Genomic DNA, 18,877 nt, shown 5'->3' with positions numbered 1-18,877 from the left:
ACGGCACACCAGGGTGTGCAACAGGATCGCTTTCGTCACCCTTTTGACCGATACGTGAAAGGAAAAATAAGATGGATGAGCAGTTGAAACAGAGTGCCCTCGATTTTCACGAGTTCCCTGTTCCGGGAAAAATCCAGGTCTCCCCAACCAAGCCGCTGGCAACCCAGCGCGATCTGGCGCTGGCCTATTCGCCGGGCGTGGCGGCACCGTGTCTGGAAATCGAAAAAGATCCGCTGGCGGCCTACAAATATACCGCGCGTGGCAACCTGGTCGCCGTAATCTCTAACGGCACGGCGGTGCTGGGGCTGGGCAACATCGGCGCGCTGGCCGGCAAGCCGGTAATGGAAGGTAAGGGGGTACTATTCAAGAAATTCGCCGGTATCGACGTGTTCGATATCGAGGTGGACGAGCTCGATCCTGACAAATTCATCAACGTGGTGGCCGCGCTGGAGCCGACCTTCGGCGGGATTAACCTGGAAGACATTAAAGCGCCGGAATGTTTCTATATCGAGCAGAAGCTGCGCGAACGTATGAACATTCCCGTGTTCCATGACGACCAGCACGGCACGGCCATTATCAGCACCGCTGCGATTCTGAACGGCCTGCGCGTGGTAGAGAAAAATCTCTCCGACGTGCGCATGGTGGTTTCTGGCGCAGGCGCCGCGGCCATAGCCTGTATGAACCTGCTGGTGGCGCTGGGTATGCAGAAACACAACATCGTGGTCTGCGACTCCAAGGGCGTGATTTACAAAGACCGCGAGCCGAACATGGCGGAAACCAAAGCGGCCTATGCGGTAGAAGACGATGGTAAACGCACGCTTGAGGACGTGATCGACGGCGCGGATATCTTCCTCGGCTGCTCGGGTCCGAAGGTGCTGACCCAGGAGATGGTGAAGAAGATGGCGCGCGCGCCGATGATCCTGGCCCTGGCGAACCCTGAGCCGGAAATTCTGCCGCCGCTGGCGAAGGCGGTGCGTGAAGACGCCATCATCTGTACCGGGCGTTCCGACTACCCGAACCAGGTCAACAACGTGCTCTGCTTCCCGTTCATCTTCCGCGGCGCGCTGGACGTTGGCGCGACGGCAATCAATGAAGAGATGAAGCTGGCCGCCGTGCACGCCATCGCGGAGCTGGCGCACGCAGAGCAGAGCGAAGTGGTCGCGTCTGCGTACGGCGATCAGGATCTGAGCTTTGGCCCGGACTACATCATTCCAAAACCGTTCGACCCGCGTCTGATTGTCAAAATTGCCCCTGCGGTGGCCAAAGCTGCGATGGACTCCGGCGTCGCGACGCGTCCGATTGAGGATTTCGACGCTTACGTCGATAAGCTCACCGAGTTTGTCTATAAAACGAACCTGTTCATGAAGCCGATCTTCTCTCAGGCGCGCGCCGACGCGAAGCGCGTGGTGCTGGCGGAAGGAGAAGAGGCGCGCGTGCTGCACGCTACCCAGGAGCTGATCACCTTAGGTCTGGCGAAGCCGATCCTGATTGGTCGTCCGAGCGTGATTGAAATGCGTATTCAGAAGCTGGGCCTGCAGATTAAGCCGGGCGTCGACTTCGAGATCGTTAACAACGAATCCGATCCGCGCTTTAAAGAGTACTGGAGCGAATACTACGCGATCATGAAGCGTCGGGGGATCACCCAGGAGCAGGCGCAGAAAGCCGTCATCAGCAACACGACGGTGATCGGTGCGATCATGGTTCATCGCGGCGAGGCGGATGCGCTGATCTGCGGCACCATCGGCGATTACCACGAGCACTTTAGCGTGGTGCAGGAGATCTTCGGCTATCGCGACGGCGTCCATACCGCCGGGGCGATGAACGCCCTGCTGCTGCCAAGCGGCAACACCTTTATTGCCGATACCTACGTTAACGACGACCCGACCCCGGACGAGCTGGCGGAGATCACCGTGATGGCCGCCGAGACCGTGCGTCGCTTTGGTATCGAACCGAAGGTGGCGCTGCTGTCGCACTCTAATTTTGGTTCGTCTAAATCCGCGGCGGCTTGCAAAATGCGTGAGACGCTGGCGCTGGTGCGCGAGCGCGCGCCGGAGCTGATGATTGACGGGGAGATGCACGGCGATGCCGCGCTGGTGGAGAGCATCCGTAACGAACGTATGCCGGACAGCCCGCTGAAGGGATCGGCAAACATCCTGATTATGCCGAACGTGGAAGCGGCGCGTATCAGCTATAACCTGCTGCGGGTCTCCAGCTCTGAAGGGGTGACCGTAGGACCGGTGCTGATGGGCGTGGCGAAACCGGTGCACGTGTTAACGCCGATTGCCTCCGTGCGTCGTATCGTGAATATGGTGGCGCTGGCGGTGGTTGAGGCGCAGACGCAGCCGCTGTAATCCCCTCACCCTAACCCTCTCCCCATAGGGGAGAGGGGACTGCACCGAGCCGTCTTTCACCCTCTCCCCTATGGGGAGAGGGCCGGGGTGAGGGGAGTTACACCCAGTCCCGAACCTGAATAAACTCACGCAAGGCAGCCTCCGGGCTGCCTTCTTTTGGCTCGTAGCAGTACTCCCAGCGCACCAGCGGCGGCATCGACATCAGAATCGACTCCGTGCGCCCGCCGGTCTGCAGGCCGAACAGCGTCCCGCGATCCCACACCAGGTTGAACTCCACGTAGCGCCCGCGGCGGTAGAGCTGGAACTCACGCTCGCGTACGCCGTAGTCGGTGTTTTTACGGCGTTCGACGATGGGCAGATAGGCGTCGGTATAGCCTTCACCCACCGCGCGCATAAAGCTGAACGCGGTATCAAAATCAGGCGTGTTGAGGTCGTCAAAGAACAGCCCGCCGATGCCGCGCTGCTCGTCGCGGTGCTTCAGGTAAAAGTAGTCGTCGCACCACTTTTTATATTTCGGGTAAACGTCTTCGCCAAACGGCAGGCAAAGGTCCCGCGCGGTGGTGTGCCAGTGCACGGCATCCTCTTCGAAGCCGTAGTAGGGCGTTAAGTCGAAACCGCCGCCAAACCACCAGACCGGATCGGCCCCCGGCTTTTCGGCAATGAAAAAACGCACGTTGGCGTGGCTGGTGGGCACAAACGGGTTGTGCGGATGCACTACCAGCGAGACGCCCATCGCCTCGAAGCTGCGGCCCGCCAGATCAGGACGGTGCGCCGTAGCAGACGCGGGCATGGCGTCGCCGTGAACGTGGGAAAAATTCACGCCGGCCTGTTCAAAGATGCCGCCGTTACGCAGCACGCGGCTGCGTCCGCCGCCACCGGCCTCGCGCTGCCAGGTATCTTCCTGAAATTCTCCGCCGTCTGCGGCGGCCAGTTTCTGGCAAATCTCATCCTGCAGCTGCAGCAGGAACGTTTTGACCAGTTGAGCATCGGGTTTCATCAACGTTTCCTGGAGTGCGCTTTTTGGTTATCGAACCAGTTGAAGTAACTGATAATGCCGGAGGCGATGGCGTTGGCAATCTTCTGACGAAACGCCGTGGTGCCGAGGAGTCGCTCCTCTTCCGGGTTGGTAATGAACGAGGTTTCCACCAGCACGGACGGGATGGACGGTGATTTCAGCACCACGAACGCTGCCTGCTCGGTGCCTTTACTGTGCAGTCGATGCACCGGCTTAATCTTTTTCAGAATATGCGAGCCGAGCGTCAGGCTGTTTTTGATCGTATCCGTCTGCACGAGGTCAAACAGCACCTGCTGTAACAGGTGATCCTTGTCCGTGGCCTTCTTCCCGGCGACTTCATCCGCCCGGTTTTCACGGTCGGAGAGGTATTTTGCCATGGCGCTACTGGCTCCACGGTTGGAAAGCGCAAACACCGAGGCACCGGCGGCTGACGGGTTGGTAAAGCCGTCGGCGTGAATCGACATAAACAGATCCGCTCCGTGCTGATGGGCGATCTCAACCCGGTCATACAGCGGAATAAAGGTATCGCCAGAGCGCGTCAGGCGGGCGTCAATGCCGTTGCTGCGTAAAATTGCGCGCACATTTTTTGCAATTGCCAGCACGACGTGTTTTTCTTTCGACCCGTTTTTGCCGATGGCGCCGGTATCAATACCGCCGTGGCCCGGGTCGAGCATCACCAGACGCTTCGCGCCCGGCTTTTTGGTTTTCGGTTTGCTGTGTCCGTTACTGGTTTTGAGCGTGCTCTCGTCTTTCGCCTGAGCCTGCTTTGCGATACCCGTTAACGTTAAGGCCGCCAGCCCCGCTTTGAGAACCTGACGACGCGATGTGAGTGCTTTTAATGGTTTGAATGTGCTCATGCGGCCTGAATACTAAAAAATGGGGTCCTGGTGTTATATCGTATCGTGTTTCCCGTTACGACAGTCCATATTGAGAATTGTTTTACTTTTCATTTCAATACGTGACAAAGTGACATTATGCCAAATTTTGGCGAGATTTTCCCCGGTTATTGGCGAAAGGCGAGCTTCGCGCCATAATCACTGTTTTTAAACCCGAAAAGGCGGTTAATACCATGGAGATACGCGTTTTTCGCCAGGAAGATTTCGAAGAGGTGATCACCCTTTGGGAGCGCTGCGATCTGCTGCGTCCGTGGAACGATCCGGAAATGGATATCGAACGTAAGGTGAATCACGACGTCAGTCTGTTTCTGGTCGCGGAAGTCAATGGCGAGGTTGTAGGGACGGTAATGGGCGGTTACGACGGCCACCGCGGCTCGGCCTATTATCTGGGCGTGCACCCGGAATACCGTGGTCGTGGCATTGCCAATGCGCTGCTGAACCGGCTCGAGAAGAAGCTGATCGCCCGCGGCTGCCCAAAAATCCAGATCATGGTGCGGGAAGATAACGACGTGGTGCTGGGCATGTATGAGCGTCTGGGCTACGAGCATTCTGACGTGCTGAGTTTAGGAAAGCGTCTGATCGAAGATGAAGAGTACTGAGATTCATCCGGCCGACTATGATGCGCAGGGGCGCGTCAGGCTGCCCTTTTTATTCTGGTGCGTTCTGCTGCTGCAGGCCCGGACCTGGGTGCTGTTTGTGATGGCCGCCGCGTCGCGTGGGCAGGGCGACACGCTGCTGAATCTCTTTTATCCCGATCATGATGCCTTCTGGCTCGGCTTGCTGCCGGGCGTGCCGGCGGTGGTCGCTTTCTTATGCAGCGGACGACGGCAGGCGATCCCACGTTTTTGGCGCGCGCTTCGCTGGCTGCTGATCCTCGCCCAGGTTGCGCTGCTCTTCTGGCAGCCGGTACTCTGGTGGTACGGTGAACCGCTGACGGGCACCGGCGTTGCGCTGGTGGTTGCCGATATTGTGGCGCTGCTGTGGCTGCTGACCAACCCGCGTCTTCGCGCCTGTTTTACGCCGCAGGATGATTAATCCGGCACTTTTTGCCGATGCCGCACTCCAACAAGCGTTGATTTAACAAGAAAGGACGTTTCAATGAAATCGCTGCGTTTACTTTTATGCGCTCTCCCGCTGGCGTTGACCGGCTGTTCGACGCTCTCCTCCATTAACTGGTCCGCCGCCTATCCGTGGAACTGGTTTGGCTCATCAACGGAAGTGACCGAGCAGGGCGTAGGGAAAATTACCGCCGCGACGGCGCTGGATCAGAATGCTATTCAGGATGCGCTCAGCAGCGATTACCGTCTGCGCAGCGGCATGAAAACGGAGAATGGCAATATTGTTCGCTATTACGAAGCGCTGAAGGGCGACAAGCTGGCGCTGGTGATCAACGGTGACAAAGGCACGGTAAACCGAATTGCCGTGATGGATGAAGATATTCCGACGGCGAGCGGTGTGAAAGTGGGCACGCCGTTTAGCGATCTTTATAAGCAGGCCTTTGGCAACTGCTCCAGCGCGCCGTCCGACGACAAGGTCGCGGTGGAATGTAAGGCGGAAGGCAGCCAGCACATCAGCTATATCTTCACCGGAACCTGGAGCGGACCGGAAGGACTGATGCCGTCCGACGACACGCTTAAGAGCTGGAAAGTGAGCAAAATTATCTGGAAGCAGTAATTTGCGTCTGAACAAACCGCCTCGCTGAAATCCGGGTATAATAGCCGCCATCAATGCCACGCTGACGTGGCATCTTTATTTCAGGAGGAGCGATGTCTCAGGTTCAGAGTGGCATTTTGCCAGAACACTGCCGCGCGGCGATTTGGATTGAAGCCAATGTCAAAGGGGACGTGGATGCCCTGCGTGCGGCCAGCAAAGCGTTTGTTGATAAACTGGCGACCTTCCAGGCCAAATTCCCGGAAGCCCACCTCGGCGCCGTCGTTGCGTTTGGCAATAACGTCTGGCGTCAGCTGAGCGGCGGCGAAGGGGCGGAAGAGCTGAAAGACTTCATCCCTTACGGTAAAGGCCTGGCTCCGGCGACCCAGTACGACGTGCTGATCCACATTCTCTCTCTGCGTCACGACGTGAACTTCTCCGTTGCCCAGGCGGCGGTGGCGGCCTTTGGCGAAAGCATTGAGGTGCAGGAAGAGGTTCACGGTTTCCGCTGGGTGGAAGAACGCGATCTGAGCGGCTTCGTCGACGGAACGGAAAACCCGGCTGGTGAAGAGACGCGTCGTGAAGTCGCGGTAATTAAAGACGGCGTGGACGCGGGCGGCAGCTACGTGTTCGTGCAGCGCTGGGAGCACAACCTCAAGCAGCTTAACCGCATGAGCGTGCACGACCAGGAGATGATGATTGGCCGTACGAAAGAAGCCAACGAAGAGATCGACGGCGACGACCGTCCTGTGACCTCTCACCTGACCCGCGTTGACCTCAAGGAAGACGGCAAAGGGCTGAAGATTGTCCGCCAGAGCCTGCCGTATGGTACCGCAAGCGGCACGCACGGCCTTTATTTCTGCGCCTACTGCGCGCGCCTGCATAATATTGAACAGCAGCTGCTGAGCATGTTCGGCGATACCGACGGCAAGCGCGACGCCATGCTGCGCTTCACCAAACCGGTGACCGGCGGCTACTACTTTGCGCCGTCCGTTGAGCGCCTGCTGGCGCTGTAATAGCCTTTCTCCCTCTCCCTGTGGGAGAGGGCTGGGGTGAGGGCATCAGGCCGCACCCCTTATTCCCTTTTCTGCTTCTAAATCACCAAACGGTATATAAAACCGTTACTCCTTTCATCCCCGTTATAAATATTATGACTATAAGATAGTCATCACATTTATAAGGGTGCGCAATGGCCGTTACTGTACTGAAAAAAGGAACTCTGGCGCTGGCAGGTTTACTGCTGGTGGCGCAGGCGCAGGCGACTGAACTGTTAAACAGTTCGTATGACGTCTCCCGCGAGCTGTTTGCCGCCCTTAACCCCCCGTTTGAACAGCAGTGGGCGAAAGACAATAACGGCGATAAACTGACCATCAAGCAGTCCCACGCCGGTTCGTCCAAGCAGGCGCTGGCCATTCTCCAGGGGCTGAAAGCGGATGTGGTGACCTACAACCAGGTGACCGACGTGCAGATCCTGCACGACAAAGGCAAGCTCATCCCGGCGGACTGGCAGAGCCGTCTGCCGAACAACAGCTCGCCGTTCTACTCCACCATGGGCTTCCTGGTGCGTAAGGGCAATCCGAAGAATATCCACGACTGGAGCGACCTGGTGCGTTCCGACGTGAAGCTGATTTTCCCGAACCCAAAAACCTCCGGTAACGCGCGTTACACCTATTTAGCGGCGTGGGGCGCGGCGGACAAGGCCGACGGTAACGATAAAGCCAAAACCGAGCAGTTCATGACCCAGTTTCTGAAAAACGTCGAAGTGTTTGATACCGGCGGCCGCGGGGCGACCACGACCTTCGCAGAGCGCGGTCTGGGCGATGTGCTGATCAGCTTCGAGTCGGAAGTGAACAACATCCGCAAACAGTATGAAGCGCAGGGCTTTGAGGTGGTTATCCCGAAAACCAACATTCTGGCCGAATTCCCGGTCGCATGGGTGGATAAAAACGTGCAGGCGAACGGTACCGAGAAAGCGGCAAAAGCCTATCTCAACTACCTGTACAGCCCGCAGGCGCAGACCATCATTACCGATTACTACTACCGCGTGAACAACCCGGACGTGATGAACAAGCTGAAAGATAAGTTCCCGCAGACCGCGCTGTTCCGCGTGGAAGATCATTTTGGCTCCTGGCCAGACGTGATGAAAACGCATTTTGCCAGCGGCGGTGAATTAGACAAACTGCTGGCGGCGGGGCATAAGTAATGTTTGCAGTCTCGACTAAACGCGTGCTGCCGGGCTTTACCTTAAGCCTCGGGACCAGCCTGCTGTTCGTCTGCCTGATCCTGCTGTTGCCGCTCAGCGCGCTGGTGATGCAGCTTGCGCAGATGAGCTGGGCGCAGTACTGGGACGTGGTCACTAACCCACAGGTAGTGGCGGCCTATAAGGTGACGCTGCTGTCGGCGTTTGTCGCCTCCATTTTTAACGGCGTGTTTGGCCTGCTGATGGCGTGGATCTTAACCCGCTATCGCTTCCCGGGCCGCACGCTGCTTGACGCCCTGATGGATCTGCCGTTCGCGCTGCCGACGGCGGTGGCGGGCTTGACCCTCGCGTCGCTCTTCTCCGTGAACGGGCTGTACGGCGAGTGGCTGGCGAAGTTTGACATCAAGGTGACCTATACCTGGCTCGGTATCGCGGTGGCGATGGCCTTTACCAGCATCCCGTTTGTGGTGCGTACCGTGCAGCCGGTGCTGGAAGAGTTAGGTCCGGAATACGAAGAAGCGGCGGAAACGCTGGGCGCCACGCGCTGGCAGAGCTTCCGCAAGGTGGTGCTGCCGGAGCTGTCTCCGGCGCTGATGGCGGGCGTCGCGCTGTCGTTTACCCGCAGCCTCGGCGAGTTCGGCGCGGTGATTTTTATCGCCGGGAACATCGCCTGGAAAACGGAAGTCACCTCGCTGATGATTTTCATTCGCCTGCAGGAGTTTGATTATCCAGCGGCGAGCGCGATTGCTTCGGTGATCCTCGCTGCCTCGCTGCTGCTGCTGTACTCGATTAACACTCTGCAAAGTCGCTTTGGTCGACGTGTGGTAGGTCACTAATGGCGGAAGTTACGCAATTGAAGCGATACGATGCACCCCGCATCAACTGGGGTAAATGGTTTCTGATTGGGGCGGGCGTGCTGGTTTCCGCCCTCATTCTCGTCGTGCCGACGGTCTATATCTTTGTTCAGGCGTTCAGCAAGGGCCTGATGCCCGCGCTGGAAAACCTGGCGAACCCGGATATGCTGCACGCCATCTGGCTGACCGTGCTAATTGCGCTGATCACCGTCCCGGTGAACCTCGTGTTCGGTACCCTGCTGGCGTGGCTGGTGACGCGCTTTAACTTCCCGGGACGTCAGCTGCTGCTGACCCTGCTGGACATTCCTTTCGCCGTATCGCCGGTTGTTGCCGGTCTGGTGTATCTGCTCTTTTACGGCTCAAACGGCCCGCTGGGCGGCTGGCTGGATGAGCATAACCTGCAGATCATGTTCGCCTGGCCGGGCATGGTGCTGGTTACCATTTTCGTGACCTGTCCGTTCGTGGTGCGCGAGCTGGTTCCGGTGATGTTAAGCCAGGGGAGCAATGAAGACGAAGCGGCGGTGCTGCTGGGCGCGTCAGGCTGGCAAATGTTCCGTCGCGTGACGCTGCCGAATATCCGCTGGGCGCTGCTTTACGGCGTGGTGCTGACCAACGCCCGCGCGATTGGCGAGTTTGGTGCCGTTTCCGTCGTCTCCGGTTCCATCCGGGGGGAAACCCTGTCGCTGCCGCTCCAGATTGAACTGCTGCAGCAGGACTACAACACCATCGGCGCCTTTACTGCCGCAGCGTTGCTGACGCTGATGGCCATTTTGACCCTGTTTTTGAAGAGTGTGGTGCAGTGGCGTTTAGAAAATCAGGAAAAACGTCTGCATCAGGAGGGAAATCATGAGCATTGAGATTGCCAATATTAAGAAGTCTTTTGGTCGCACCCAGGTGCTGAATGATATCTCGCTGGATATCCCTTCCGGACAAATGGTGGCGCTGCTGGGACCCTCTGGCTCCGGCAAAACCACGCTGCTGCGTATTATCGCCGGGCTTGAGCATCAGACCAGCGGGCACATCCGCTTCCACGGTACCGACGTGAGCCGCCTGCACGCCCGCGATCGTAAAGTGGGCTTTGTGTTCCAGCACTACGCGCTGTTCCGCCACATGACCGTGTTTGACAACATTGCGTTTGGCCTCACGGTGCTGCCGCGTCGCGAGCGCCCGGATGCGGCAACCATTAAGGCGAAGGTAACCAAACTGCTGGAGATGGTGCAGCTGGCGCATCTGGCGGATCGTTTCCCGGCCCAGCTGTCCGGCGGGCAGAAACAGCGCGTGGCGCTGGCGCGCGCGCTGGCCGTTGAGCCGCAAATTCTTCTGCTGGATGAACCCTTCGGCGCTCTGGATGCGCAGGTGCGTAAAGAGCTGCGCCGCTGGCTGCGTCAGCTCCATGAAGAGCTGAAATTCACCAGCGTCTTCGTGACCCACGACCAGGAAGAGGCGATGGAAGTTGCGGATCGCGTGGTGGTCATGAGCCAGGGCAACATTGAGCAGGTTGACGAGCCGGAGCAGCTCTGGCGTGAACCGGCGACCCGCTTCGTGCTGGAGTTTATGGGCGAGGTGAACCGTCTGCAGGGGACCATTCGCGGCGGACAGTTCCACGTGGGGGCGCACCGCTGGCCGCTGGGCTATACCTCCGCGCATCAGGGCCCGGTCGATCTGTTCCTGCGTCCATGGGAAGTAGACGTGAGCCGTCGGACCAGCCTGGATTCACCGCTGCCGGTGCAGGTACTGGAAGCTAGCCCTAAAGGGCACTACATCCAACTGGTGGTACAGCCGCTGGGCTGGTACACCGAGCCGCTGACCGTGGTGATGCGCGATGACGTGCCGCCGCATCGGGGCGAGCGCCTGTTTGTCGGTCTGCAGCATGCCCGTATTTATCACGGCAAGGAACGCATCGAGACGCGCGAGGATATTGCTCTGGCGGAGTCAGCCTGATAGGTTAGTAGGATGTTTATCGCCCGGCGGCGCTGCGCTGACCGGGCCTACAGTTATCACTGCGTCTTGTAGGCCGGGTAAGCTAAGCGCCACCCGGCTTTTTTATTGAGTAAAAATCGTGAATACACTCGAACACACCATCGGCAACACGCCTCTGGTCAAGCTTCAGCGCATGGGGCCTGACAACGGCAGCGAAATCTGGGTCAAACTCGAAGGCAATAACCCGGCGGGGTCGGTAAAAGACCGCGCGGCGCTGTCGATGATCGTCCAGGCCGAAAAGCGCGGCGAGATTAAGCCTGGCGACGTGCTGATTGAAGCCACCAGCGGCAACACCGGTATCGCGCTGGCGATGATTGCGGCGCTGAAAGGCTACCGCATGAAGCTGCTGATGCCGGACAACATGAGCCAGGAGCGCCGCGCCGCGATGCGCGCCTACGGGGCCGAGCTGATTCTGGTGACCAAAGAGCAGGGGATGGAAGGCGCGCGCGACCTGGCGTTAGAAATGGCCGAGCGCGGCGAAGGTAAACTGCTCGATCAGTTCAACAACCCGGACAACCCTTACGCGCACTTCACCACAACCGGCCCGGAAATCTGGCAGCAAACCGAGGGGCGAATCACTCATTTTGTCTCCAGCATGGGCACCACCGGCACCATTACCGGGGTATCGCGTTTTCTGCGCGAGCAGGATAAAGCCGTCACTATTGTGGGTCTGCAACCGGAAGAGGGGAGCAGCATTCCGGGCATTCGCCGCTGGCCGGCGGAGTATATGCCCGGCATCTTTAATGCGCAGCTTGTGGACCAGGTGCTGGATCTTCACCAGCGCGAGGCGGAAAATACCATGCGTGAGCTGGCCGTGCGCGAAGGTATCTTCTGCGGCGTCAGCTCGGGCGGCGCGGTAGCGGGCGCGATTCGGGTGGCGCAGGCAAACCCGGGCGCGGTGGTGGTGGCGATCATTTGCGATCGCGGCGATCGCTATCTGTCTACCGGCGTCTTTGGTGAAGAGAGTTATTCGCAGGGGGCGGGGATTTAAGCGTCATGGAGATGATTCTATTCCGGGATAATGCCCGGGCGCAGCAAACCGATATTGTCGCGGTACAGTCGCAGGTAGTCTACGGCAGCGTGGGTAACAGCATTGCGGTGCCGAATATTCGAACCCACAGGCTGAACGTCACCGCCGTGCCAACGGTACTTTTTAGCAACACGCCGCACTATGACACGTTTTATGGTGGAGTGATCCCCGACGAGTGGTTCAGCGGCTACCTGAAGGCGCTGGAAGAGCGCGAGATCCTGCGCGAGCTTAAAGCGGTCACTACCGGCTATATGGGAAATGCCAGCCAGATCGTCCTGCTGGCGCAGTGGCTGAAGGCGGTCAAAGCGCAGCATCCTGACCTGCTGGTGCTGGTTGACCCGGTTATCGGCGATATCGACAGCGGGATGTACGTGAAGCCCGAGATCCCCGAAGCGTATCGGGAGCACCTGCTGCCGCTGGCGCAGGGGATTACGCCAAACGTCTACGAGCTGGAAGTGTTAAGCGGCAAATCGTGCCGTACGCCGGAAAGCGCCATTGCGGCAGCGCAGGAACTGCTCTCTGACAGCCTGAAATGGGTGGCGATTACCAGCGCGCCGGTCGCTGACGACCCGCAAAACATCCACGTGGTGCTGGTCACCCGCGAGGGCGTGACCGTTAGCGCGCATCCGCGTGTAGAAACCGATCTGAAAGGGACGGGAGACCTGTTCTGTTCAGAACTGGTGAGCGGCATTGTTGAGGGGAAAACCGTTGCCGATGCCATTCGCATGGCCGGCGATCGGGTGACGGACGTGATGCTCTATACCCAGTCGAAAGGCTACGACGAGCTTATCCTCCCCGCATAAACAAAAATGGCGCCCGAAGGCGCCATTTTTCTGTGCGGCAAGAATTACTTCTTGATGCGGATAACCGGGGTTTCACCCACGGTGACGCTGCCAGACAGTTTGATCAGTTCTTTGATTTCGTCCATGTTGGAGATAACAACCGGCGTCAGGGTAGACTTGGCTTTTTCTTCCAGCAGTGGCAGATCGAATTCAATCACCGGGTCGCCAACTTTAACACGCTGGCCTTCTTCCGCGATACGTTTGAAGCCTTCGCCTTTCAGTTCAACGGTGTCGATACCGAAGTGAACGAACAGTTCGATACCGCTATCAGATTCGATAGAGAACGCATGGTTGGTTTCAAAAATTTTACCGATGGTGCCGTCAACTGGAGCAACCATTTTGTTGCCAGTTGGTTTGATAGCAATGCCATCACCAACGATTTTCTCAGCAAACACTACATCCGGCACGTCTTCGATGTTGACGATCTCGCCGGAGAGCGGAGCAACAATCTCAATAGTTCCGGAGTCTTTCTTATCATCAGAAACCAGAGATTTCAGTTTATCGAACAAACCCATGATCTTCTCCTAAGCAGTAATTTGGGCCGCATCTCGTGGATTAGCAGATTGTTTTTTCTTCAATGAACTTGTTAACCAGCGTCATTAACTCGTCCGTTGTCGGTTGAGCAAGAGCCTGCTCTGCTAACACCTTCGCATCTTCGAAGTTCGTGTTACGGATAATCTTCTTAATGCGCGGGATGGAAATGGCGCTCATAGAGAATTCGTCCAGACCCATACCCAGCAACAGAAGTGTAGCACGTTCGTCGCCTGCAAGCTCACCACACATGCCAGTCCATTTACCTTCTGCATGAGAAGCATCAATAACTTGCTTGATCAAGTTCAGTACGGACGGTGACATTGGCTGGTAGAGATGTGAAATCATATCATTACCACGGTCAACTGCCAGGGTGTACTGCGTTAAATCATTGGTACCGATACTAAAGAAATCAACTTCTTTGGCTAAATGACGCGCAATGGTCGCCGCTGCAGGTGTTTCCACCATCACGCCGATCTCGATTGACTCGTCAAACGCTTTACCTTCGTCACGCAGTTCCTGCTTGTAGATTTCGATCTCTTTCTTCAGTGCACGCACTTCTTCAACAGAGATGATCATCGGGAACATGATGCGCAGCTTACCGAACGCAGAGGCACGCAGGATCGCGCGAACCTGGTCACGCAGGATCTCTTTACGATCCATCGCGATACGGATTGCACGCCAGCCCAGGAACGGGTTCTCTTCTTTCGGGAAGTTCATGTATGGCAGCTCTTTGTCGCCACCGATGTCCATGGTACGGACGATAACCGCCTGAGAGCCACACGCTTCAGCCACGGCTTTGTAAGCAGCAAACTGCTCTTCTTCCGTTGGCAGCGCGTCGCGGTCCATGAACAGGAATTCTGTACGATAGAGACCTACGCCTTCCGCACCGTTGCGCTCAGCGCCATCAACGTCGCGGACGGTACCGATGTTTGCGCACACTTCAACCTGATGGCCGTCAAGGGTGATGGCCGGCAGGTCTTTCAGCTTAGCGAGTTCCGCTTTTTCAGTTGCAACCTGCTCCTGAACCGCGCGTAGTTTATCGATCTCTTCATTGGTTGGGTTTACGTAAACCAGATTGTTTACGGCATCCAGAATCAGATAGTCGCCGTTTTTCACCTGAGAGGTAACGCTACCGGTACCCACGATGGCAGGCAGTTCCAGAGAACGCGCCATGATAGAGGTGTGGGAAGTACGGCCGCCCGCGTCGGTGATGAAACCGAGGACCTTTTTCAGGTTCAGCTGTGCGGTTTCAGACGGGGTGAGGTCAGCGGCAACCAGGATCACTTCATCCTGAATCGCGCTCAGGTCGATGATGGCCAGGCCCAGGATGTTGCGCAGCAGGCGCTTACCGATGTCACGTACGTCAGCCGCACGCTCTTTCAGGTATTCATCATCCAGTTCTTCCAGGGCAGTTGCCTGACCTTCGATAACTTCATGCGCAGCCGCGTCGGCCGTCATGCCTTTATCTTTAATCAGGGCTATGATTTCCTGCTCCAGCTCCTCATCTTCAAGCAGCATGATGTGCCCTTCGAAGATGGCTTCTTTTTCTTCACCGAAAGTTTCGCCAGCTTTAGTTTTGATCGCTTCCAGTTGCGCAGATGCCTTGGCACGACCGCTCAGAAAACGTTCAACTTCCTGATCAACCTTGTCGGCAGAAATTTTTTTCCGGTCGATGACGATCTCGTCTTCTTTCAGCAGCAGTGCTTTGCCGAAAGCGATACCCGGGGATGCTAAAATGCCTGAAATCATAACCCTACCTTACTTGTGACTGATATTTAAAAGAACCCGGAAACTTACTCGAGCTCAGCCATCAGTTTTACCAGATGCTCAACTGCTTTCTGCTCGTCTTCACCTTCCGCAGAGATGGTGACTACGGTGCCCTGAGTCAGGCCCAGAGTCTGCAGTTTGAACAGGCTTTTTGCGCTCGCGCTTTTGCCGTTGGAAGTCACAGTGATTTCAGAAGAAAAGCCTTTTGCTTCTTTAACAAACTGAGCAGCAGGGCGGGTGTGCAGACCGTTCGGAGCGGTAATGGTAACTTCTTGCTGGAACATTGTATTTCCCCAACTTATAGGTTTAGTGTTGTGGAACTAAAGTCTAGCCTGGCGACTGAACTTTAGCCTGTATTGTTAGCGCTGACGTTTCGATCGTCATTAAACATTATGCAGCGAAAGCAAGACTTGAACCAAATCATAAAATCGATTCAGCAAGGCTATTTCATTCACCGATTAATTTCACGCATCAAAATAATTGCTGGTTTAAATACCAGACCCAACGGGGTGAAGCAATGCCAGGAGGGGCAAAAGTTTGAAGCAGGCCACAAAAAAGCACCTGAAAAGGTGCTTTTTTACGCGTTATTAACATGCTGGCACTACTGTTGCAGTTCTTTTTCGGTAAACAGATCGGCAAACAGCGCGGTGCTCAAGTAACGCTCACCCGAGGAAGGAAGGATAACCACTATATTCTTATTGGTAAAGGCTTCGTCTTCCTGAAGCTTGAGCGCTGCCGCAACGGCCGCACCGGAAGAGATACCCGCCAGAATGCCTTCTTCATCCATCAGGCGACGCGCGGTCGAGATGGCTTCTTCGTTAGTGATGGTAACCACTTTATCGATCAGCTTCAGATCCAGGTTGCCCGGAATGAAGCCTGCGCCAATACCCTGAATTTTATGCGGGCCTGGCTTAAGCTCTTCACCCGCCAGTGCCTGGGTGATAACCGGTGAGTCAGTCGGCTCAACGGCAACGGTAATCAGGTCTTTTTTACCCTTTGTGCCTTTAATATAGCGTGACACGCCGGTTAGCGTACCGCCGGTACCCACGCCGGAGATAAAGACATCAACCTGGCCGTCGGTATCTTCCCAGATTTCCGGACCGGTGGTCTTCTCGTGAATTTCCGGGTTCGCCGGATTGCTGAACTGCTGCAGCAGCAGATATTTCGCCGGATCGCTGGCCACGATCTCTTCGGCTTTCTGAATGGCGCCCTTCATGCCCTTCGCGCCTTCGGTCAGCACCAGGTTCGCGCCCAGCGCTTTGAGCAGCTTACGACGCTCGATGCTCATGGTTTCAGGCATGGTCAGCGTCAGCTTGTAGCCGCGCGCGGCAGCAACATAGGCCAGAGCGATCCCGGTATTGCCGCTGGTCGGTTCCACCAGCTCAACGCCAGGCTTCAGTACGCCACGTTTCTCAGCATCCCAAATCATGTTTGCACCGATGCGGCATTTTACGCTGAAGCTTGGGTTACGTGATTCGACCTTCGCCAGAATGCGTCCATTACCGATACGGTTCAGTCGAACCAGGGGCGTATGACCGATAGTCAGCGAGTTGTCTTCATAAATCTTACTCATGGCCTGTCCTTAACTGTATGAAATTGGGATACCGACCCAGCATACCTGCTAAGCAGGTAGGGGGAAGTAAGGAATTCGCATATCTATATACTGCAAGGAAATAATGGGGATCAGTATGGAATAAGGGGCGGCATAAGCCACCCCTGCTTTACACATTTTTGCATTATTTCCATAACGCGTGCTTAGCACGGTAGCAGTCGACCCACATTGCCGTCGCGCCGCAGACGGCGACGGGCATGATGAACAGATTCAGGAAGGGAATCATGGTGAACAGACTGGTCAGCGCGCCAAACTGCATATTGGCGACCTTCTGGCTGCGCAGGGCAGTGCGCATCTCTTTAAACGGCACCTTGTGATTATCGAACGGATAGTCGCAGTACTGGATGGCCAGCATCCAGGCGCTGAACAGGAACCACAGCACCGGCGCCACCGTCTGGCCAATGCCTGGCACAAAATAGAGGATAAGCAGCACAATCGCGCGGGGCAGGTACCAGGCAAACTTCTGCCATTCGCGCTTCATGATGCGTGGCAGGTCTTTCATGATCCCCAGTACGCCCGTGTCTGGCGGCGTCGCGCCGGTAAGCCGCGCTTCCAGCTGTTCCGCCAGCAGACCGTTAAACGGTGCGGCTATCCAGTTGGCAATCGTCGAGAAGAAGTACCCAAACACCAGCAGCACGGAGATCACCGCCACCGGCCATAGCAGGTAGTTAAGCCACTGCAGCCAGTCCGGCACGTAACTCATCAGCGACGGGATCCAGCTCTCCAGCTTTGTGAATAGCCACCAGAACGCGCCGCCCATCAGAATAATGTTGATCAACAGCGGCAGGATGACGAAGCGTCGAATACCCGGCAGGGAGACCAGTTTCCAGCCCTGAGAAAAATACCAGACGCCGCTGCGCGGGGGAGAAGAAGATGTTGAAACCATAGCCAGGCTGTACTCCTTTTTACACAACCAGTGGAATTGCCTGCCTATATTATCCACTTACGAAGCAATGACCAGTTCGGAAATGTTCGAAAAACCAGCAAAAAGCACGATTTCCTTCATCTTTATGCTGTGAATGCTCTGCACACACTTGCACTTGACGTAAACGGCAAATACTCTTAGTGAGTAAATGTTTGCCGTGGTGGCAAGGTGTTAGAACAACAGAGAATATAATGATGCAGGATTTGCGTCTGATATTAATCATTGTTGGCGCGATCGCCATAATCGCTTTACTGGTACATGGTTTCTGGACCAGCCGTAAAGAGCGTTCCTCGATGTTTCGCGATCGCCCACTGAAGCGCATGAAGTCCAGTCGTGACGACGATGACAGTGAAGATGACATCGACGGCAGCGACGACGACGGCGTGGGTGAAGTTCGTGTTCATCGGGTCAATACTGCGCCCGGCGCAGGCCATGGGGAGCATGAAGCGCCTCGTCCTTCGCAGCACCAGTATCAACCGCCGTATGCTTCTGCACAGCCGCGCCAGCCAGCGCCACAGCCTGTGGAAGAGCCGGTGCGCCAGCCGCCGCAACAGCCTGTCTATCAGCAGCCTGCTGCGCCACAGCCGGTTCAACAGCAACCGGTGCAGCAGCCCGTGCAGCAACAGCCTGCTCAGCCGGTAGCACAACCGCAGCAGCCTGTTCATGTGCAGCCTGCGCCTCAGCCCGCTCCGGCACCGCACGTTGAGCCCGAGCCCGTTGTAGAGCCAGAGCCGGTAGTTGAAAAAACGCAGCGCAAAGAAGCGGTGATCATCATGAACGTGGCCGCGCATCACGGCAGCCACCTCAACGGTGACGTGCTGCTTAACAGTATTCAACAGGCAGGCTTCAAGTTTGGCGATATGAATATTTTCCACCGCCACCTGAGCCCTGACGGTAGCGGTCCGGCGCTGTTCAGCCTGGCCAACATGGTTAACCCAGGCACCTTTGATCCGGAAATGACCGGTGATTTCGTGACCCCGGGCGTGACTATCTTTATGCAGGTGCCGTCTTACGGCGACGAACTGCAAAACTTTAAGCTGATGCTGCAGTCCGCTCAGCACATCGCTGACGAAGTCGGCGGCGTGGTGCTCGACGATCAGCGTCGAATGATGACCCCGCAGAAGCTGCGCGAGTATCAGGACCGCATCCGCGAAGTTAAGGAAGCTAACGCGTAATCGTCGCGTTGACTTCAACTCCTCCTCAACCCCCGCCTGTCGGGGG

Annotated in this window: 19 protein-coding genes; 12 read left to right on the top strand and 7 right to left on the bottom strand. The window is 56.7% G+C overall.

What is annotated here, in order from left to right:
- Positions 1-71 precede the first annotated feature (71 nt).
- Complete coding sequence (gene maeB / locus V1587_RS18575) at positions 72-2,351, top strand: NADP-dependent oxaloacetate-decarboxylating malate dehydrogenase (RefSeq protein ID WP_045406103.1); 2,280 nt, start codon at positions 72-74, stop codon at positions 2,349-2,351.
- A 97-nt stretch (positions 2,352-2,448) separates the two neighbouring features.
- Here maeB and hemF read toward each other — a convergent pair whose 3' ends face one another.
- Positions 2,449-3,348, bottom strand: coding sequence for an oxygen-dependent coproporphyrinogen oxidase (gene hemF / locus V1587_RS18570; protein ID WP_371897396.1), 900 nt, complete (start codon positions 3,346-3,348; stop codon positions 2,449-2,451).
- On the bottom strand, positions 3,348-4,223 hold the full coding sequence (gene amiA, locus V1587_RS18565) for an N-acetylmuramoyl-L-alanine amidase AmiA (protein WP_023308739.1): 876 nt from the start codon (positions 4,221-4,223) through the stop codon (positions 3,348-3,350). Before amiA ends, hemF begins: the two co-directional genes overlap by 1 nt.
- 212 nt (positions 4,224-4,435) lie before the next feature.
- Here amiA and V1587_RS18560 point away from each other — a divergent pair, with 212 nt between their 5' ends.
- The 10 genes from V1587_RS18560 to pdxK all read left to right on the top strand — a co-directional run bounded on the left by V1587_RS18560 (position 4,436) and on the right by pdxK (position 12,779).
- Positions 4,436-4,861 (top strand): GNAT family acetyltransferase, encoded by a 426-nt coding sequence (locus V1587_RS18560; RefSeq protein WP_023308738.1) that lies wholly within the window; start codon positions 4,436-4,438, stop codon positions 4,859-4,861.
- Positions 4,848-5,297: a DUF2919 domain-containing protein gene (locus V1587_RS18555; RefSeq protein WP_371897395.1), complete on the top strand. Its 450-nt coding sequence runs from the start codon at positions 4,848-4,850 to the stop codon at positions 5,295-5,297. The genes V1587_RS18560 and V1587_RS18555 overlap by 14 nt, the downstream gene beginning before the upstream one ends.
- 63 nt (positions 5,298-5,360) lie before the next feature.
- A complete protein-coding gene (locus V1587_RS18550) occupies positions 5,361-5,936 on the top strand; it encodes an RpoE-regulated lipoprotein (protein ID WP_395314447.1) in 576 nt (191 codons plus the stop codon).
- A gap of 92 nt (positions 5,937-6,028) precedes the next feature.
- A complete protein-coding gene (locus V1587_RS18545) occupies positions 6,029-6,928 on the top strand; it encodes a Dyp-type peroxidase (protein WP_371897393.1) in 900 nt (299 codons plus the stop codon).
- Positions 6,929-7,101: 173 nt separating this feature from the next.
- Entirely contained in the window at positions 7,102-8,115 is a 1,014-nt protein-coding gene (locus V1587_RS18540; protein WP_023344640.1) for a sulfate ABC transporter substrate-binding protein, read from the top strand.
- Positions 8,115-8,948: a sulfate/thiosulfate ABC transporter permease CysT gene (gene cysT, locus V1587_RS18535; RefSeq protein WP_004123378.1), complete on the top strand. Its 834-nt coding sequence runs from the start codon at positions 8,115-8,117 to the stop codon at positions 8,946-8,948. Before V1587_RS18540 ends, cysT begins: the two co-directional genes overlap by 1 nt.
- Positions 8,948-9,823, top strand: coding sequence for a sulfate/thiosulfate ABC transporter permease CysW (gene cysW / locus V1587_RS18530; RefSeq protein ID WP_371897392.1), 876 nt, complete (start codon positions 8,948-8,950; stop codon positions 9,821-9,823). Before cysT ends, cysW begins: the two co-directional genes overlap by 1 nt.
- Positions 9,813-10,907, top strand: a complete 1,095-nt coding sequence (cysA, locus tag V1587_RS18525; protein ID WP_028013999.1) for a sulfate/thiosulfate ABC transporter ATP-binding protein CysA — start codon at positions 9,813-9,815, stop codon at positions 10,905-10,907. Before cysW ends, cysA begins: the two co-directional genes overlap by 11 nt.
- Before the next feature lie 118 nt (positions 10,908-11,025).
- On the top strand, positions 11,026-11,937 hold the full coding sequence (gene cysM / locus V1587_RS18520; protein WP_371897391.1) for a cysteine synthase CysM: 912 nt from the start codon (positions 11,026-11,028) through the stop codon (positions 11,935-11,937).
- A 5-nt stretch (positions 11,938-11,942) separates the two neighbouring features.
- Positions 11,943-12,779: a pyridoxine/pyridoxal/pyridoxamine kinase gene (pdxK, locus tag V1587_RS18515; protein ID WP_371897390.1), complete on the top strand. Its 837-nt coding sequence runs from the start codon at positions 11,943-11,945 to the stop codon at positions 12,777-12,779.
- Between the two features lie 44 nt (positions 12,780-12,823).
- Here the strand turns inward: pdxK and crr are convergent, their stop codons facing one another.
- The 5 genes from crr to cysZ all read right to left on the bottom strand — a co-directional run bounded on the left by crr (position 12,824) and on the right by cysZ (position 17,617).
- Positions 12,824-13,333, bottom strand: a complete 510-nt coding sequence (crr, locus tag V1587_RS18510; RefSeq protein ID WP_003861316.1) for a PTS glucose transporter subunit IIA — start codon at positions 13,331-13,333, stop codon at positions 12,824-12,826.
- A gap of 40 nt (positions 13,334-13,373) precedes the next feature.
- On the bottom strand, positions 13,374-15,101 hold the full coding sequence (gene ptsI / locus V1587_RS18505) for a phosphoenolpyruvate-protein phosphotransferase PtsI (protein WP_023332954.1): 1,728 nt from the start codon (positions 15,099-15,101) through the stop codon (positions 13,374-13,376).
- A gap of 44 nt (positions 15,102-15,145) precedes the next feature.
- A complete protein-coding gene (gene ptsH, locus V1587_RS18500) occupies positions 15,146-15,403 on the bottom strand; it encodes a phosphocarrier protein Hpr (RefSeq protein WP_045909449.1) in 258 nt (85 codons plus the stop codon).
- Positions 15,404-15,720: 317 nt separating this feature from the next.
- Positions 15,721-16,692 (bottom strand): cysteine synthase A, encoded by a 972-nt coding sequence (gene cysK, locus V1587_RS18495; RefSeq protein ID WP_014884739.1) that lies wholly within the window; start codon positions 16,690-16,692, stop codon positions 15,721-15,723.
- 163 nt (positions 16,693-16,855) lie between these two features.
- A complete protein-coding gene (cysZ, locus tag V1587_RS18490; RefSeq protein ID WP_023308728.1) occupies positions 16,856-17,617 on the bottom strand; it encodes a sulfate transporter CysZ in 762 nt (253 codons plus the stop codon).
- A gap of 230 nt (positions 17,618-17,847) precedes the next feature.
- Here cysZ and zipA point away from each other — a divergent pair, with 230 nt between their 5' ends.
- Positions 17,848-18,831 (top strand): cell division protein ZipA, encoded by a 984-nt coding sequence (zipA, locus tag V1587_RS18485; protein ID WP_395314446.1) that lies wholly within the window; start codon positions 17,848-17,850, stop codon positions 18,829-18,831.
- Positions 18,832-18,877 lie beyond the last annotated feature (46 nt).

The organism is Enterobacter sp. ECC-249 (assembly GCF_043965265.1).
GTDB lineage: Bacteria > Pseudomonadota > Gammaproteobacteria > Enterobacterales > Enterobacteriaceae > Enterobacter > Enterobacter quasiroggenkampii.
This window is presented reverse-complemented; position numbering and strand designations above follow the sequence as displayed.

Bases quoted from the DNA above. Each gene is read 5' to 3' on its own strand.
- maeB (WP_045406103.1), top strand. From the start codon at position 72: ATGGATGAGCAGTTGAAACAGAGTGCCCTCGATTTTCACGAGTTCCCT.
- hemF (WP_371897396.1), bottom strand. From the start codon at position 3,348: ATGAAACCCGATGCTCAACTGGTCAAAACGTTCCTGCTGCAGCTGCAG.
- amiA (WP_023308739.1), bottom strand. From the start codon at position 4,223: ATGAGCACATTCAAACCATTAAAAGCACTCACATCGCGTCGTCAGGTT.
- V1587_RS18560 (WP_023308738.1), top strand. From the start codon at position 4,436: ATGGAGATACGCGTTTTTCGCCAGGAAGATTTCGAAGAGGTGATCACC.
- V1587_RS18555 (WP_371897395.1), top strand. From the start codon at position 4,848: ATGAAGAGTACTGAGATTCATCCGGCCGACTATGATGCGCAGGGGCGC.
- V1587_RS18550 (WP_395314447.1), top strand. From the start codon at position 5,361: ATGAAATCGCTGCGTTTACTTTTATGCGCTCTCCCGCTGGCGTTGACC.
- V1587_RS18545 (WP_371897393.1), top strand. From the start codon at position 6,029: ATGTCTCAGGTTCAGAGTGGCATTTTGCCAGAACACTGCCGCGCGGCG.
- V1587_RS18540 (WP_023344640.1), top strand. From the start codon at position 7,102: ATGGCCGTTACTGTACTGAAAAAAGGAACTCTGGCGCTGGCAGGTTTA.
- cysT (WP_004123378.1), top strand. From the start codon at position 8,115: ATGTTTGCAGTCTCGACTAAACGCGTGCTGCCGGGCTTTACCTTAAGC.
- cysW (WP_371897392.1), top strand. From the start codon at position 8,948: ATGGCGGAAGTTACGCAATTGAAGCGATACGATGCACCCCGCATCAAC.
- cysA (WP_028013999.1), top strand. From the start codon at position 9,813: ATGAGCATTGAGATTGCCAATATTAAGAAGTCTTTTGGTCGCACCCAG.
- pdxK (WP_371897390.1), top strand. From the start codon at position 11,943: ATGGAGATGATTCTATTCCGGGATAATGCCCGGGCGCAGCAAACCGAT.
- crr (WP_003861316.1), bottom strand. From the start codon at position 13,333: ATGGGTTTGTTCGATAAACTGAAATCTCTGGTTTCTGATGATAAGAAA.
- ptsI (WP_023332954.1), bottom strand. From the start codon at position 15,101: ATGATTTCAGGCATTTTAGCATCCCCGGGTATCGCTTTCGGCAAAGCA.
- ptsH (WP_045909449.1), bottom strand. From the start codon at position 15,403: ATGTTCCAGCAAGAAGTTACCATTACCGCTCCGAACGGTCTGCACACC.
- cysK (WP_014884739.1), bottom strand. From the start codon at position 16,692: ATGAGTAAGATTTATGAAGACAACTCGCTGACTATCGGTCATACGCCC.
- cysZ (WP_023308728.1), bottom strand. From the start codon at position 17,617: ATGGTTTCAACATCTTCTTCTCCCCCGCGCAGCGGCGTCTGGTATTTT.
- zipA (WP_395314446.1), top strand. From the start codon at position 17,848: ATGATGCAGGATTTGCGTCTGATATTAATCATTGTTGGCGCGATCGCC.